Raw genomic sequence first — 14,379 nt, forward strand, 5'->3', positions numbered from 1 at the left:
GGCCGGCGCGGGTCGCCTTGCGGGCCCGCACCGGCCGGGTGCCGTTCGCCTGGACGGCGGGTGCCGTCAGGCCTCGATGCTGTCCTTCGAGGACTTCCCGGCCGCCTCGGCCGCCTCGCGCTCGGCCTGCTTCCTGGACGCGATCAGACTGGTGATCGTCGTGACGATCAGCACGACGCAGATGAACGTCAGGGAGAACGGGATCGAGATCTCCGGGACGTGCACCCCGGACTCGTGCAGGGCGTGCAGCACCAGCTTCACGCCGATGAAGCCGAGGATCACCGACAGGCCGTAGCTGAGGTGGACGAGCTTCTTCAGCAGGCCGCCGATGAGGAAGTACAGCTGTCGCAGACCCATCAGCGCGAAGGCGTTGGCCGTGAAGACGATGTACGGGTCCTGCGTGAGGCCGAAGATGGCGGGGATGGAGTCCAGGGCGAAGAGGACGTCCGTGGTGCCGATGGCGAGCATGACCACCATCAGCGGGGTGAGGACGCGCTTGCCGTTGTTGCGGATGAACAGCTTGGTGCCGTGGTAGCGGTCGGCGACACCGAAGCGGTTCTCGATGGACTTCAGGAGGCGGTTCTCCTCGAACTCCTCCTCCGGCTCGTCGGCCCGTGCCTCTTGGATGAGCTTCCAGGCGGTGTAGATCAGGAACGCGCCGAAGAGGTAGAAGACCCACGCGAAGTTGGCGATGATCGCGGCACCGGCGGCGATGAAGATCGCGCGCAGGACCAGGGCGATCAGCACACCGATGAGCAGCACCCGCTGCTGCAGGTGGGTCGGCACCGAGAACTTCGCCATGATCAGGACGAAGACGAAGAGGTTGTCGACACTGAGCGACTTCTCGGTGATGAAGCCGGCGAAGAACTCGCCGGACGCCTGGCTCTCGCCGAAGACGAGCAGGCCCACGCCGAACAGGGCGGCGAGAACGATCCAGACGACCGTCCAGATTCCGGCTTCCTTGATCGACACATCATGGGGCTTGCGCCCGATGAAGAAGTCGACCGCGATCAGGGCGGACAGACCAAGAATGGTCGCCACCCAGAGGGTCATCGAAACGTCCACTGCGCCTCCGGCGTCGTACGGCTACTGATCAGCGTCGTCGCTGCCGGAGGTCTCTTCCACCCGGGGTCACCCGGTCATCACCGGGCACCGCGCGGGCCGGCGCCCCGGGACCGGTCTCCGTCCGACCGGTCCGTACTGACGGGCACGCCGCAGGTGGGAGTACTCCCCTCCGCGTAAAGAACAGTACCGCAAAGACCAAAGAAAGGTAAAGGGGACGGTAAAGACGCCATCAAATGCCCAGGTCAGCGGCGCCAGTTGGAACGGGCTGCGACGACCTGGGACAGCACGTGGCGGATGATCCCGCTGCCCTCCGGGACACGGGGCGGCTCGTACGTCCAGGCGTGTCCCACCCACGGATCGGCGAGGTGGTCGTCGGGGACGGGGGTGACCCGCAGCAGCGTCCGCCAGAGCGGATCGAGCACCGGGCCGTAGGCGCCGGCGTCCTCACGGTCCGCGATCATCAGCAGATGCACCCCCACGGCCGGGCCCTCGTCGGCGAGGTAGCGCAGCTGGTTGACGGTGCGGTCGTCGAAGCCGTGCGGGAAGTCGTTGACGATCAGCAGCTGCTCCGACTGGTCCAGGCCGGGCGGCAGCGCGTCGGCCGCACCGCCACGCACCGCCATCTGCACCAGGTCGACGCGCTCGGTGAGCCGGCCGAGAACCGCGGCCACTCCCCCGGCGCCGGTCGCCACGGGCCCCGCCAGGACGCCAGTGTCGGTCAGCGGCGCCAGCGCGGCGGCGGCCGTGCCCGCCGGGTCGACGGCGTGGACCGTGTACTCGCCGGCCGGGTGCACCGCGACCAGCCGCGCGGCCAGGGACACGGCCGTGTCCATGGCGAGCCGGCGCAGCTCGGCGTCGTCCGTCCCGGCCGCCGCCTGGGAGCCGGAGCGACCGCTGTCCACCCACAGGCCGCGCTGCAGCGGCAGCCGCATCAGCATGGGGATGCGCAGCTCGGGGCTCTCCGGCAGCCGAAGGTCCCCCAGGCGCAGGGCCATCGGGGCCTCGGTGGGGACGCGGTAGGCGTGCCAGGCGGGGTTGTCCCAGCCCGCGAAGGCCGGCGGCAGGGCCGACTCGACGACCTGCGCCTCGGCGGTGAGCTGTGCCAGGTCGCGGTCGAGGGCCTCGCGGGCCCGCGCGGTCAGCTCCTCGTACTTGGCGCGGGCCGCGGCGCGCGCCTCGTCGCCGGCCGTGCCGATGCGGCTGCGCGGGTCGGACAGGACGCGGTCGAGCTCCTGGTCCATGCGCGACTCCGCGAAGTCCACGGCGCTGCGGTAGGCGGCGGTGGTGCGGGCCAGGTCCTCGAACATGCCCCACACCTGGTTGTAGAGGCGCTCGTCCATGGTCCAGCCGCTCGCGTCCCCGGCCACCGGCGCGGCCGGCTGTCCGGGCGGGGCGGGCGGGACGGACGGCGGCGGGACCGGCGGGGACTGCGGGGCGGCGGCCCTGCGGCTCGGATGCGTGTAGTCGACCGGCCCGCCGGACGCCGCCGGCTGCTGGGGTGCGTCCGACGGCACCTGCGCCGGACGCGGTACGGACCCGGTGGACGGCAGCGAAGAGGCCGGGACGGCAGGAGCCGGGAGCGCGGGGGCGTCCGCCGGTGCGCCGGTGCCGGACGCGGCCAGCGGCGCGTTCCGGCGTACCCGGTCGCCCTCGGCGGTCCGGGGCGGAGGCGCGGCCACGGCGCGGTCCATGCCGTTCGCGACGGCCTCGTGGATCGCCCCGGCGAGCGCGGCGGCCTCGTCCAGTCCCTGGTCGGCGAGCATGGCGGTGAGCCCGCCCGCGTACCCCTGGCCGACGGCCCGGACCTTCCAGGCGCCCTGGCGGCGGTAGAGCTCCAGGGCGGTGACGGCGGACTCGCTGTCGAGTCCGGTGATGGTGTACTGCGCGACACCGGTGCCGTCGAGGCCGGTGACCGCGACGAAGGGAGCGGGGACGGCGCCGAAGCGGTCGGGGCCGCCGACGCCCACGGGCAGGGCGAGGAGCAGCGTGACCCGGTGCACGGTGGCCGGCAGGGCGTCCAGGTCGACGGCCAGCCGGTGCTCGGCGGCGGCCTGCCGCGAGACCTCCAGCCCGGGCAGCGCGGGGGCGCCGGGGTGGGCGACCCACTCGACGCCGTGGACCCTTCCGTCCTCGTCGCCGAGCGTGGCACCGGCCATGACCGGTTCGCCGGCCGACACCCGGATCTCGAGTCGGGTGTGGGGCAGGGGGTGGTTCTGCCCCCGGACCAACTCGGCCGTCATCGCCTGTTCCCCCTCGTGCTGCGGCAGCTGGAACGCTGCGGCAGCTCCCGGGGCCGTGCCTCCGGGAGCTGCGGTCGGTTACGGTGCGCGGCCCGTGGGCGCGTCCTCAGGCGGGGCCTGGGGTCGCCCGCGGGGCGGCTGGGCGGTTTACAGCTGCGGCAGGATCGCCGGCATCAGGTCCTGGAAGGTCCGGCCGTTGGCCGGGTTGCCCAGGGCCGTCATCTGCCAGCCGGAGCCGGCCCGGTGCACCTTCGCCATGATCTGCGCGGTGTACTGGCCGCCGCCGTCGAGCGTGTAGCGGGCGAGCTCCTGGCCGTTCGTCTCGTCCACGATGCGGCAGAAGGCGTTCTGCACTTCCTGGAAGGTCTGGCCGGTGAAGGAGTTCACCGTGAAGACGATCTGGTCGATGTGGACGGGGACCCGCTGCAGGTCGACGAGGATCGCCTCGTCGTCGCCGCCCTGGCCGGCGCCGCCCACCAGGTTGTCGCCGGTGTGGCGCACGGAGCCGTCGTCGCTGACCAGATGACGGAAGAAGACCACGTCGACCGGCTGCTTGTCGGCGAAGAGCACCGCCGAGGCGTCCAGGTCGATCTCGCGGGTGCGCGAACCGAACAGGCCGCGCCGCGGTGCCGCCTGCCAGCCCAGCCCCATCCGCACGGCGGTCAGGGTCCCCCCGTCGCTCTTCTGCAGGCTGATGGCCTGACCCTTGGTCATGTTGACCGTCACGCGCTGTCCCCTCTCGTTGCGTTCCCCCGCGACCGTCTTCGAGTGCGGTTGCCAGCACCCTACGCAGGGGTGCCGGCACGGCAGCAGGCGCGTCCCGGTTTTGTGGCGGTGTTGCAACACACCCGGTCCCCGCGGATCCCCGGCGTCACAGGGGCCGCGGGAACCGGGTGTCGCGGCGTCAGGCGATGCCCGCTTCCTTCATCTGCCGCAGCTCCTTCTTCAGCTCGCTCACCTCGTCGCGCAGCCTCGCCGCCACCTCGAACTGCAGCTCGGCCGCGGCGGCCCGCATCCGCTCGGTCATCTCCTCGATGATGCCGGCGAGTTCGGCCGCGGGCCGGTCGCTGACGAGGGCGCCCTTGGCGGCCGTCCTCGCCGCCTTGCCGCCCTTGGCGTCCGCCTTGCCGGCGCCCTGTGCCGCCCTGCCCCCGAGCGACGGCACGGGGGCCTTGCCGGCCTTGCCGTCCTTCGACTTGCGGTAGCCGCTGCCGAGCAGCTGCTCGGTGTCGACCTCCTCGCGCGCGATGGTCGCGACGATGTCGTTGATCTTCTTGCGGAGCGGCTGCGGGTCGATGCCGTGGGCCGTGTTGTACGCGATCTGCTTCTCCCGGCGGCGGTTGGTCTCGTCGATCGCCTGGGCCATCGCCGGGGTGACGGTGTCCGCGTACATGTGGACCTGGCCGGAGACGTTGCGCGCGGCGCGGCCGATGGTCTGGATCAGCGAGGTGCCGGAGCGCAGGAAGCCCTGCTTGTCGGCGTCCAGGATGGCCACGAGGGACACCTCCGGCAGGTCCAGGCCCTCGCGGAGCAGGTTGATGCCGACCAGCACGTCGTACTCACCGGCCCGCAGTTCGCGCAGCAGCTCCACCCGGCGCAGGGTGTCGACGTCGCTGTGCAGGTACCGCACCTGGATGCCCAGTTCGAGGAAGTACTCGGTGAGGTCCTCGGCCATCTTCTTGGTGAGGGTCGTGACCAGGACGCGCTCGTCCCGCTCGGTGCGCACCCGGATCTCGTGCACCAGGTCGTCGATCTGCCCCTCGGTGGGCTTGACGACGACCTCGGGGTCGACGAGCCCGGTGGGACGGATGATCTGCTCCACGAAGCCGTCCGAGCGGGACAGCTCGTACGTGCCGGGGGTGGCCGACAGGTACACCGTCTGACCGATCCGCTCCTGGAACTCCTCCCACTTCAGCGGACGGTTGTCGAGCGCGGAGGGCAGCCGGAAGCCGTGGTCGACCAGGGTGCGCTTGCGGGAGGCGTCGCCCTCGTACATGGCACCGATCTGCGGGACCGTGACATGGGACTCGTCGATGACGAGGAGGAAGTCCTCGGGGAAGTAGTCCAGGAGCGTGTTGGGCGGGGAGCCGGGCTCGCGGTCGTCGAAGTGCATCGAGTAGTTCTCGATGCCGGAGCAGGAGCCGATCTGGCGCATCATCTCGATGTCGTAGGTGGTGCGCATCCGCAGCCGCTGCGCCTCCAGCAGCTTGCCCTGCTTCTCCAGCTCCGCGAGTCGCTCCTCCAGCTCGCGTTCGATGCCGTTGACCGCCTTCTCCATGCGCTCCGGGCCCGCCACGTAGTGGCTGGCCGGGAAGACGTAGAGCTCGCGGTCGTCGCTGATGACCTCGCCGGTGAGCGGGTGGAGGGTGGACAGCGCCTCGATCTCGTCGCCGAACATCTCGATGCGGACGGCGAGCTCCTCGTAGACCGGGAAGATCTCGATGGTGTCGCCGCGCACCCGGAACGTCCCCCGGCTGAAGGCCATGTCGTTGCGGGTGTACTGGATGTCGACGAAGCGGCGGAGCAGGTCGTCGCGGTCGATCTCCTCGCCGACCTTGAGCCGCACCATCCGGTCGACGTACTCCTGCGGCGTACCGAGGCCGTAGATGCAGGAGACGGACGCCACCACGACGACGTCCCGCCGGGTGAGCAGCGAGTTGGTGGCGGAGTGGCGCAGCCGCTCGACCTCCTCGTTGATCGAGGAGTCCTTCTCGATGTAGGTGTCCGACTGCGGGACGTACGCCTCGGGCTGGTAGTAGTCGTAGTACGAGACGAAGTACTCGACGGCGTTGTTCGGCAGCAGCTCGCGGAATTCGTTGGCCAGCTGCGCGGCCAGCGTCTTGTTCGGCGCCATGACCAGGGTGGGGCGCTGGAGCTTCTCGATCATCCAGGCGGTGGTCGCCGACTTGCCGGTGCCGGTCGCCCCGAGCAGGACGACGTCCTTCTCGCCGGCGCGGATGCGCCGGGCGAGGTCGGCGATCGCCGTCGGCTGGTCGCCGCTGGGCTGGTAGGAGCTGACGACCTCGAAGGGCGCCACCGTACGTTCGATCTGGGAAACGGGCCGCATGCAACAACCGTACGACCCCCCACTGACAGTCGGGGCCGAACGGCGTCCGCGCCCCTGTGACCTGCCGTGACGCGGCTCGGCGCCCGGACGGGAAACCGCTGCGGGGCCGGCCGTCAGCGGGGGCGGGAGCGTTCGCGGCGGCGGGCCGGGGCGGCCGCCGACCAGTTGGCGGGCTCCCCGTAGGCGTAGCTCCGCTCCCCTGCCGGGGCACGCCGCAGTGCGGGCGGCCGGCGGTCGCGCTCCCCCGCCCCCGGCAGCGGGTCGAACGTCACCATGACGCCCGCGACCAGCAGGAAGACCGCCGGGCCGATCAGCATGGGCCCGAGGAGGGAGGTGGCGGTGTCCCCGCCGCCCGCCGCCGCGTCGCCGTGGAGGTGGACCCTGACCGCGGCCATGCCCGTGTAGTGCATGCCGGTGACCGCGATGCCCATGATCAGTCCGGCTCCCAGGCTGGGCATCAGCCCGTGGACCGAGACGGCGGCCCAGAGCGCCGAGGTGGCCGCCACGACCGCGATGACGACGGAGAGGGCGACGGTCGCCGTGTCGTACTCGAGCCGGCCCGGGAGCCGCATGCCGGCCATCCCGAGGTAGTGCATGGTGGCGATGCCCAGCCCGGTGATGGTGCCGCCGGTGACGAGCGCCAGCGCGGTGGCCCCCCGGTGGCCCACGATCAGGAGGCCGACGCCGGCCATGGCGACGGCGACGGGCAGGCCGGCGAAGGTCGTGGCCGGGTCGTAGCCGACCGGTGACTCCTGGATGCTGAAGCCCATCATGGCGATGAAGTGCATGGTCCAGATGCCGGAGCCGATGGAGGTGGCGCCGAGGGCCAGCCAGCCGAGCCGCGGCCGGCCGCCGGTGCGGAGCGATCTCGTGGTGCAGCGCAGGCCGAGCGCGCCGCCGAGGCACGCCATCAGAAAGGCGGCCACGGGTGTGACGAGGCCGTAGCTGAATCCGTCGACTGTGCCCTGCATACGTAAGCCCTTCGCCCCTGGTGCCCCGCCGCCTGCCCCGAGTCGTCGTACGTGGTGCGGTCGTGCTGGTGGTGCCATGTGTACCCGCTGGTAGGGGGGTGAGGCTATGCCCCACGACGCTCCGAACGAACATTCCCGGGCCGATCGGTGGCCGCAGCCCCCGGAACCGGGGCGGCCGGCGTTGTCGGTGGCCGGTCGTACCGTGGTCCCCATGGGCAGCAACGGGGAGAACAGCGGGCAGGTCGTGGAGTGGGCCGTCGTCGGGAGCGACATCGGTCCCCTGCTCCTCGCCGCCACGGGCGAGGGGCTGGTCAGCGTGGTGTTCCACGCCGACGAGGAGGTGCGTGACCGGGCGCTGCGCCGGCTGGCGGCGCAGCTCGGCGCGCGGCTCGTGGAGGAGGCGTCCGGACGGCTCGCCGAGCCGGTCCGGGCCCTGGAGGCGTACTTCGCGGGCGGCCTGCGGGAGTTCCGCCTGGAGCTCGACTGGTCGCTGACGACCGGCTTCAACTGGCAGGTGCTTCGCGAGCTGGCGTCCGGGGTGCCGTACGGGACCGTCGTCGGGTACGGCGAGCTGGCGAAGCGCGTCGGACAGCCGGGGGCGGCGCAGGCGGTCGGTGCGGCGATGGGGTCGAATCCGCTTCCGGTGGTGGTGCCGTGCCACCGGGTGGTGGAGAGCGGCGGAGGGCTCGGCGGGTTCGGCGGCGGACTGGAGACCAAGCGCCGGCTGCTGGCGCTGGAGGGGTTGTTGCCACAGCCACTGTTCTGAGATCTGTTCCGCGCGTGTAAGGGGTGACACACTGCCGCAGTGACTACACACTCCGACATGCCCGGCGCTGTGCCGCCCGGGCCGTCCTCCGCCGAGGGCCCGGTGGCGGCGGCCGCGCTGCCCTCCCTGAGGCGGCGGATCACGGCCGTCCTCATCGCCACCCAGATCCTCGGCGGACTGGGCGTGGCGATCGGCATCGCGCTCGCTTCCGTACTGGCGCAGCAGGTGAGCGGGACGGAAGCGCTGTCCGGGCTCGCCCCGACCTCCATGGTGGCCGGGACGGCGCTGCTGTCCATGCCGCTGGCCGCCCTGATGACCGCGCGGGGGCGACGGCCGGGACTGGTCCTGGCGTATGTGATCGGCGCGGCCGGTGCGGGGGTGGTGGTGCTCGCCGCGGTAGCCGGGAGCTTTCCGCTGCTGCTCGTGGGCATGGCGGCCTTCGGTGCGGGGTCGTCGGCGAACCTCCAGGCGCGGTTCGCCGCCGCGGACCTCGCCGAGCCGGCCCACCGGGGCCGCGCCATCTCCACCGTCGTGTGGGCGACGACGATCGGGGCCGTGCTGGGGCCGAACATCGCCGCGCCCGCGGGGCGCAGCGTCACGGGGCTGGGCGTTCCCGCCGCGGCGGGGCCGTTCCTGTGGGCGGCGGGCGTCTTCCTGGTGTCCGCGGTGCTGGTGGCCCTCCTGCTGCGCCCGGACCCCCTCCTCACGGCGCGTGCCCTGGCGGCGGGCACCGAGGAGGACGCGGAGGCCAGGCGCGGGCGCTCCCTGAAGGCGGGCATCCGGGCGGTCCGGGAGTCGTCGCGGGCCCGGCTCGCGCTCGTGACCGTGACGGCGTCGCACACCACGATGGTGTCGATCATGTCGATGACCCCGGTGGCGCTCAGCCACCACGGCGCCGGCATCGAGCTGATCGGCCTGGTCATCAGCGGTCACATCGCGGGGATGTACGCGTTCTCCCCGGTGATGGGCTGGCTGTCGGACAAGCTCGGCCGGCTGTCGGTCATCGGCCTGGCCGTCGGGCTGCTGTCCTGTGCGGCGCTCCTGGCCGGTACGGCCGGCGGGAGCCACGGCCGTACGGCCGCCGGGCTCTTCCTGCTGGGACTGGGCTGGTCCGCGGGCCTGGTCTCCGGCTCCGCGCTGCTGACGGACGCCGTGCCGCAGGCCGCGCGGGCGGCTGTGCAGGGCCTGTCCGACCTGACGATGAACACCGCGGCCGGGATCGGCGGGGCGGCGGCCGGCCTGATCGTCGCCGGCGCCGGTTACGGCTGGCTGAACGCGGTGGGCGCATGCCTTCTCCTGCCGCTCGCCGTGCTGGCGCTTCGGTCGCCGTCGAAGGGCCGGTGAGTCACCGCCGACTGCGGGAGACGCCGGGCGGCGAGCGACGGCCGAGGTTTGCGGGACCCTTCTCCGCGCCAGGGATGGGGACATGCCGGAGACCACAGTGGTGTTGTCCGAAGAGGTACGGGAGGCGACGGCCGCGCACCGCCCCGTCGTCGCCCTCGAATCGACGATCATCGCCCACGGGCTGCCCCGCCCGCGCAACCTGGCCGTGGCCCGAGAGCTGGAGGCGCTCGTCCGGGAGGGCGGCGCCGTCCCGGCCACGATCGCCGTCCTGGACGGCGTCGCGCACATCGGGCTCGACAAGGGGCAGTTGGAGCGGGTCGCGGGCGATCCGGCGGTGCGGAAACTCGGGCACCGCGACCTGGCGCCCGCTCTGGCGGCCGGGGCGAGCGGCGCGACGACGGTCTCCGCGACCGCCTTCCTGGCCGCACGGGCGGGCATCCGGGTCTTCGCGACCGGCGGCCTCGGCGGCGTGCACCGGGAATGGGCGCAGACGCAGGACGAGTCGGCGGACCTGCGCCTGCTGGCGAGGACGCGGATCACGGTGGTGTGCGCGGGGGTCAAATCCATCCTGGACGTACCGGCGACGCTGCAACGCCTGGAGACGCTGGGCGTGGGCGTCGTCGGGTACCGCACGGAGCACTTCCCCGGCTTCTATCTGACCTCCTCCGGAGCGCGGGTCGACTGGACGGTGCGCTCCCCCGAGGAGGTGGCGGCCGTCATACGGGCCCAGGACACCCTGGGCGGGCCCGAGGCGGCGCTGATCGTCGCCAACCCGGTGCCCCGGGCGGAGCAGCTGGACCCGGAGCTGCACGACAGCGTGCTGGCGGCGGCGCTGGAGGCCTGCCGGGAGCAGGGCATCGGGGGGCAGGCGGTGACACCGTTCCTGCTGGAGTACCTGATGCGGCACACCGACGGGGCGTCCCTGGAGGCCAATCTGGCGGCGGTGCGCGGCAATGTGCCGCTGGCGGCGCGCATCGCGGTGGCGGCAGCGGCAGCGGCAGCGGCAGCGGCCGGACGGTGAGCGGCGGACTGCTGGTCGTCGGGGACGTCGTCACCGACGTGGTGGTCCGGCACCGCGCGCCGCTGGCCCGGGCGACGGACACGGCGGCGGAGATCCGTACGCTGCCGGGCGGCGCGGGCGCGAACGCGGCCTGCTGGGCGGCGCGTTCGGGCTGCCGCGACGTGCGGCTCCTGGCACGGGTGGGCACCGACCGGGCGTCATGGCACGAGGAGCGGCTGGCGGCCGCCGGGGTACGCCCGCTGCTGGTACGGGACGAGGAGGCACCGACCGCGACGGTCGTGGCGCTGGTCGACGCGGCGGCGGAACGGACGTTCCTGACGGACAGCGGTGCGGCACTGCGGCTGGAACGTGGCGACTGGTCGCCACGTCTGCTGGACGGCGTGTCACACCTCCATCTGTCCGGGTACCTCTTCTTCGCGGGACCCAGCCGGGAGGCTGCGTCCCAGGCCATGGCCACGGCACGGAAGAGGGGCGTGCCGGTGAGCGTGGACCCCGCGTCGGCGGGCTTCATCGAGGACTCCGGTGTGTCCGGGTTCCTGGCGGCGGTGAAGGGCGCCGACGTCCTGCTGCCCAATGCCGACGAGGCCGCGCTGCTGACGGGACTACCCGACCCGTCGGACGCGGCCGCCGAGCTGAGCCGCGGCTTCCCGCTGGTCGCGGTGACGCTCGGCGCGTCCGGCGCCCTGGTGGCGGCGTCGGGCCGCACCCTCGCACGTGTGTCGGCACCACGCGTGCGGGCGGTCGACTCGACCGGCGCGGGCGACGCGTTCACCGGCGCGTTCCTGGCCGCCCGCCTCTCCGGCGCGACCCCGGCCGCGGCGGCGTCGGCGGGCTGCCGCGCGGGCGCGGAGGCGGTGACGGTACCGGGCGGCAGACCACCGGCCCGGTGAGCACCGCGCCGGCTTCCGGCGCCGGCCAGGCAGGACGGTCCGGCCACGGCCTGCCTGCCTGCCTGCCTGCTAACGGATGCCGGTCCAGGCCGGGTGCCGGGGGTCGTCGGCGCGGACGAGGACATCCGCCGTGTCCGCGGGGGCGACCTCGGCGTCGTAGCGTTCGAACGCCGGCAGCGTCCAGCGCTCGGCCGTACGCCGGGCCAGGGCGCCCCGCGTCAGGCCCACGTGCACGGTCAGGTCGAACGGGAACCAGTGGCCCAGCAGGAAAGGGCCGTGCAGCACCAGCGCACCGCCCGGTGCGAGCCGCGTGTACGGGCTGCGCGTCGCGCGATCCCTGACCGGGTCCCACAGGTCGGGGAGGATCCGCCCGCTGCCGCCCGGCTCCAGCGGTGCGAAGACCTCGCGCCACAGGGCGCCGGTGTCGAACCAGCCGCTGTAGTACGAGTCGGGGTCCTCCTTGCCGTACTCGTACCGCAGCGACGCCGGCCGCAGGAAGCCGCCCGTGCCGACGACCGCGACGGCCCGTCCGCGCAGCCGCAGCGCATCACCGAGCAGCGCGGCCGGCTCCTCGGGCCGCGCTGCCGGCGGTCCGTCGACACCGACCTTCAGCCAGGGCCCGCCGTCACCGGGGTCCAGCCCGTCCACGTGCGCGGCGAGGGCGTCGGCCAGCCGTTCCCAGGTGATCGGTTCGAGTCTCACGCACCCATGCTGCCGCAGCTCCCGGGGAGCGGCGTCCCGGACGTCGCCGCGGCGTCACCCCGGTGCCGGAGCGCGTCCCCAACAACACCGGCCGGACTCGTGGTTGGGGCGTCACCGTACTCTGTTCGCCGCCCGGTCTGCCGACGGGCGCGTCCGCGTCATAGGGTTCTGACAGCCGCGTGCGGGATCGGACCACGGAGGGGTGCGGAAGCGATGGAGACGGCGCTGATTGCTGTGATCGGCACACTGCTCGGCGCGGTGGTCACGCACTTCTTCCAGGGCCGGGCGGCGCAGCGCACCGCCGCGCTCACCCGCGCCGAGCAGCTGCGTCAGGAACGGATCGCGACGTACAGCGCGTTCGCCGACGCGGTCGTCGAATACCGGCAGGCACAGAACGCACGCTGGTACCGCAGGAACGGCTCGCACGCGGAGGCCACGCGCCTGGAGTCGTACGATCGGCGCGCCGCCGCCCGGCAGGCCCTGGTCCGCGTGCAGTTGGTGTGCTCGGACCCGGCGACCGTCCAGCTGGCCGAGAAGGTCTTCGAGGTGACGCACTGCATGCACGAGGCGAGGGACGAAGCGGACCGGGAGCGCCGCTCGGGTCAGGCCGTCGAAGCGCTGACCGCCTTCATCGAGGCGGCGGCGCCGAGCGTGCGCTGACGTGAGCGTACCGGCCCCGATTGTGGTGATCGAGCCGCTGCGGCGCCGGCGCCACTGCGCGGAGTGCCGCAGCGGCCCGCTGGCCCGGATGGTCCTGGAGTTCAACGCTCCACTGTGCTTGGACTGCGCCGATCTCGGGCACTTGGTCCACCTCCCGCGGGGTGACGCGGCGCTCACCCGGCGCGCCCGCGAGGCGAGCACGCTGTGGGCGGTGGTCGTACGGCACAACCGGCACCGTACGCGCTACGAGCGCCAGGGCATCCTCGTGGAGGAGGAGGCCCTGGCGCGGGCGGAGGCCGCGTGCCTCGCCGACGCGGAGGCGCGGGCGCGCCGCCGGGCGAGGGACGCGGAACGGCGCGCGGCCGAGGACGCGCGGTTCACCGCCGCCCTGACCGCCGAGATCCAGCGGCTGTTCCCCGGCTGTCCGCCGGAGCGCGCGGCCGGTATCGCGGCGCACGCCTCCGCCCGCGGCAGCGGGCGCGTGGGGCGTACGGCGGCGGGCCGGGCCCTGGACGAGGGCGCGGTGACGGCGGCGGTGCGGGCGTCGGTGCGGCACCTCGACACCGAGTACGACGCGCTGCTGATGCGCGGTGTCCCCCGCCGCCAGGCGCGTACCCGGGTGGCACCGGCCATGGAGGCGGTGCTGGGGTCCTGGCGGCGGTGAGACCGTGTTCCCTGGAGCGGGCTCAGGCACCGACGCGCGCGGCGTGGCGGAAGCGGCGGTAGAGGACCGCACCCCCGAGCATCAGGCCCAGGGCGGAGGGCAGGCCGATGGCGAGCAGGTCGCTGTCGGAGCCGGTTTCGGCCAGCGGAGTCGTGCTGGTCTCCAGACCCGGCCCGGGGCGGGGCACGGAGACCTCCGGTCCGTCCGGCAGCGGCGCGGTGGGCTTGTCCGTCGTCGGCGGCGTGACCGGCTTCTCGGGCTTCGAGGGCTTCGGCGGCGTGACGGGCGTCGTGCTGCCCCCGTTGCTGGAGGCGTTGCCGAAGACGGGGTTGAGCACACCGACGAAGCTGACCGAGTTGCCGCTGACGTTCACGGGCAGATCGACGGGCAGCTGGATGCCGTTGCCCGAGATGACGCCCGGGGAGCCCTCCATCACGCCTTCGGCGGTCGCGCCGCCGCCGTTCCCGCTGCCGGCGCCGGTGCTGCCGGTGCCGCTGCCGTTGTGCGGCGTACCGGGCTTGTCCTTGTGCGCGGCCTTGCCGCCGCTCTTGTTCGCACACGTGTTGCCGGCCGCGGGGTTGAGCAGCCCCACGACGTTGACGGTGTTGCCGCAGACATTGACCGGGACGGCCACCGGCAGCTGTACGGCGTTGCCGGAGACCAGCCCCGGCGATTCGGCGGCTACACCGGCCGCCTCGGAGTCGGCGTACGCGTAACTCGCAGCAAGGGCGAGCGCGCCACCGGTGGCCACCAGGGTGGCCAGACCACTTCGGCGAGTGTGCCTCATGGCTTCCTGCCTTCCGGAGACTTTCACGGGCACCCGCCCGCACCGGAAATAACGCCTTACAGCCAAGCCGGGTTATGACGCTTCCACCATTCACTCCATCGAGTGGCGACGTAATCGAACCCTCACAGGTCCTCTACGGGCCGTACTCCTGGGTGCCCGCTTGGTGGGGGGGGTTGGGCCGGCCGGCCCAACCACGCCGGTA

Annotated in this window: 13 protein-coding genes; 6 read left to right on the top strand and 7 right to left on the bottom strand. The window is 73.1% G+C overall.

What is annotated here, in order from left to right; translation table 11 throughout:
- Positions 1-66: 66 nt before the first annotated feature.
- The 5 genes from ACIA79_RS12460 to ACIA79_RS12480 form a co-directional block, all read right to left on the bottom strand.
- Positions 67-1,065, bottom strand: coding sequence for a TerC/Alx family metal homeostasis membrane protein (locus ACIA79_RS12460; RefSeq protein ID WP_399428169.1), 999 nt, complete (start codon positions 1,063-1,065; stop codon positions 67-69).
- A 242-nt stretch (positions 1,066-1,307) separates the two neighbouring features.
- Positions 1,308-3,305, bottom strand: coding sequence for a TerD family protein (locus tag ACIA79_RS12465; RefSeq protein WP_399428170.1), 1,998 nt, complete (start codon positions 3,303-3,305; stop codon positions 1,308-1,310).
- Between the two features lie 147 nt (positions 3,306-3,452).
- Positions 3,453-4,031 carry a TerD family protein gene (locus ACIA79_RS12470; RefSeq protein WP_399428171.1) on the bottom strand — a complete coding sequence of 193 codons (579 nt, stop codon included), beginning with the start codon at positions 4,029-4,031 and terminating at the stop codon, positions 3,453-3,455.
- Positions 4,032-4,209: 178 nt separating this feature from the next.
- Positions 4,210-6,372 carry an excinuclease ABC subunit UvrB gene (uvrB, locus tag ACIA79_RS12475; RefSeq protein ID WP_399428172.1) on the bottom strand — a complete coding sequence of 721 codons (2,163 nt, stop codon included), beginning with the start codon at positions 6,370-6,372 and terminating at the stop codon, positions 4,210-4,212.
- A 113-nt stretch (positions 6,373-6,485) separates the two neighbouring features.
- Positions 6,486-7,343 carry an MHYT domain-containing protein gene (locus ACIA79_RS12480; RefSeq protein ID WP_399428173.1) on the bottom strand — a complete coding sequence of 286 codons (858 nt, stop codon included), beginning with the start codon at positions 7,341-7,343 and terminating at the stop codon, positions 6,486-6,488.
- A 211-nt stretch (positions 7,344-7,554) separates the two neighbouring features.
- Between ACIA79_RS12480 and ACIA79_RS12485 the strand changes: the two genes are divergently transcribed.
- The 4 genes from ACIA79_RS12485 (at position 7,555) to ACIA79_RS12500 (ending at position 11,364) form a co-directional block, all read left to right on the top strand.
- Positions 7,555-8,109 (top strand): methylated-DNA--[protein]-cysteine S-methyltransferase, encoded by a 555-nt coding sequence (locus tag ACIA79_RS12485; RefSeq protein WP_399428174.1) that lies wholly within the window; start codon positions 7,555-7,557, stop codon positions 8,107-8,109.
- Positions 8,110-8,166: 57 nt separating this feature from the next.
- The gene (locus ACIA79_RS12490) at positions 8,167-9,453 is read left to right on the top strand and encodes an MFS transporter (protein ID WP_399428175.1); all 1,287 of its coding nucleotides are present in this window, start codon (positions 8,167-8,169) and stop codon (positions 9,451-9,453) included.
- Positions 9,454-9,535: 82 nt separating this feature from the next.
- A complete protein-coding gene (locus ACIA79_RS12495) occupies positions 9,536-10,474 on the top strand; it encodes a pseudouridine-5'-phosphate glycosidase (protein WP_399428176.1) in 939 nt (312 codons plus the stop codon).
- A complete protein-coding gene (locus tag ACIA79_RS12500; RefSeq protein ID WP_399428177.1) occupies positions 10,471-11,364 on the top strand; it encodes a carbohydrate kinase family protein in 894 nt (297 codons plus the stop codon). Before ACIA79_RS12495 ends, ACIA79_RS12500 begins: the two co-directional genes overlap by 4 nt.
- A gap of 69 nt (positions 11,365-11,433) precedes the next feature.
- Here the strand turns inward: ACIA79_RS12500 and ACIA79_RS12505 are convergent, their stop codons facing one another.
- Positions 11,434-12,066, bottom strand: coding sequence for a uridine kinase (locus tag ACIA79_RS12505; RefSeq protein ID WP_399428178.1), 633 nt, complete (start codon positions 12,064-12,066; stop codon positions 11,434-11,436).
- 213 nt (positions 12,067-12,279) lie between these two features.
- Between ACIA79_RS12505 and ACIA79_RS12510 the strand changes: the two genes are divergently transcribed.
- Together ACIA79_RS12510 and ACIA79_RS12515 are read left to right on the top strand one after the other, a co-directional pair.
- Positions 12,280-12,726: a hypothetical protein gene (locus ACIA79_RS12510; protein WP_399428179.1), complete on the top strand. Its 447-nt coding sequence runs from the start codon at positions 12,280-12,282 to the stop codon at positions 12,724-12,726.
- A 1-nt stretch (position 12,727) separates the two neighbouring features.
- Complete coding sequence (locus ACIA79_RS12515) at positions 12,728-13,390, top strand: DUF2293 domain-containing protein (RefSeq protein WP_399428180.1); 663 nt, start codon at positions 12,728-12,730, stop codon at positions 13,388-13,390.
- A 22-nt stretch (positions 13,391-13,412) separates the two neighbouring features.
- Here ACIA79_RS12515 and ACIA79_RS12520 read toward each other — a convergent pair whose 3' ends face one another.
- On the bottom strand, positions 13,413-14,177 hold the full coding sequence (locus tag ACIA79_RS12520) for a chaplin family protein (protein ID WP_399428181.1): 765 nt from the start codon (positions 14,175-14,177) through the stop codon (positions 13,413-13,415).
- Positions 14,178-14,379: the final 202 nt, after the last annotated feature.

Source organism: Streptomyces sp. NPDC051310 (assembly GCF_044455245.1).
Taxonomy (GTDB): Bacteria; Actinomycetota; Actinomycetes; order Streptomycetales; family Streptomycetaceae; genus Streptomyces.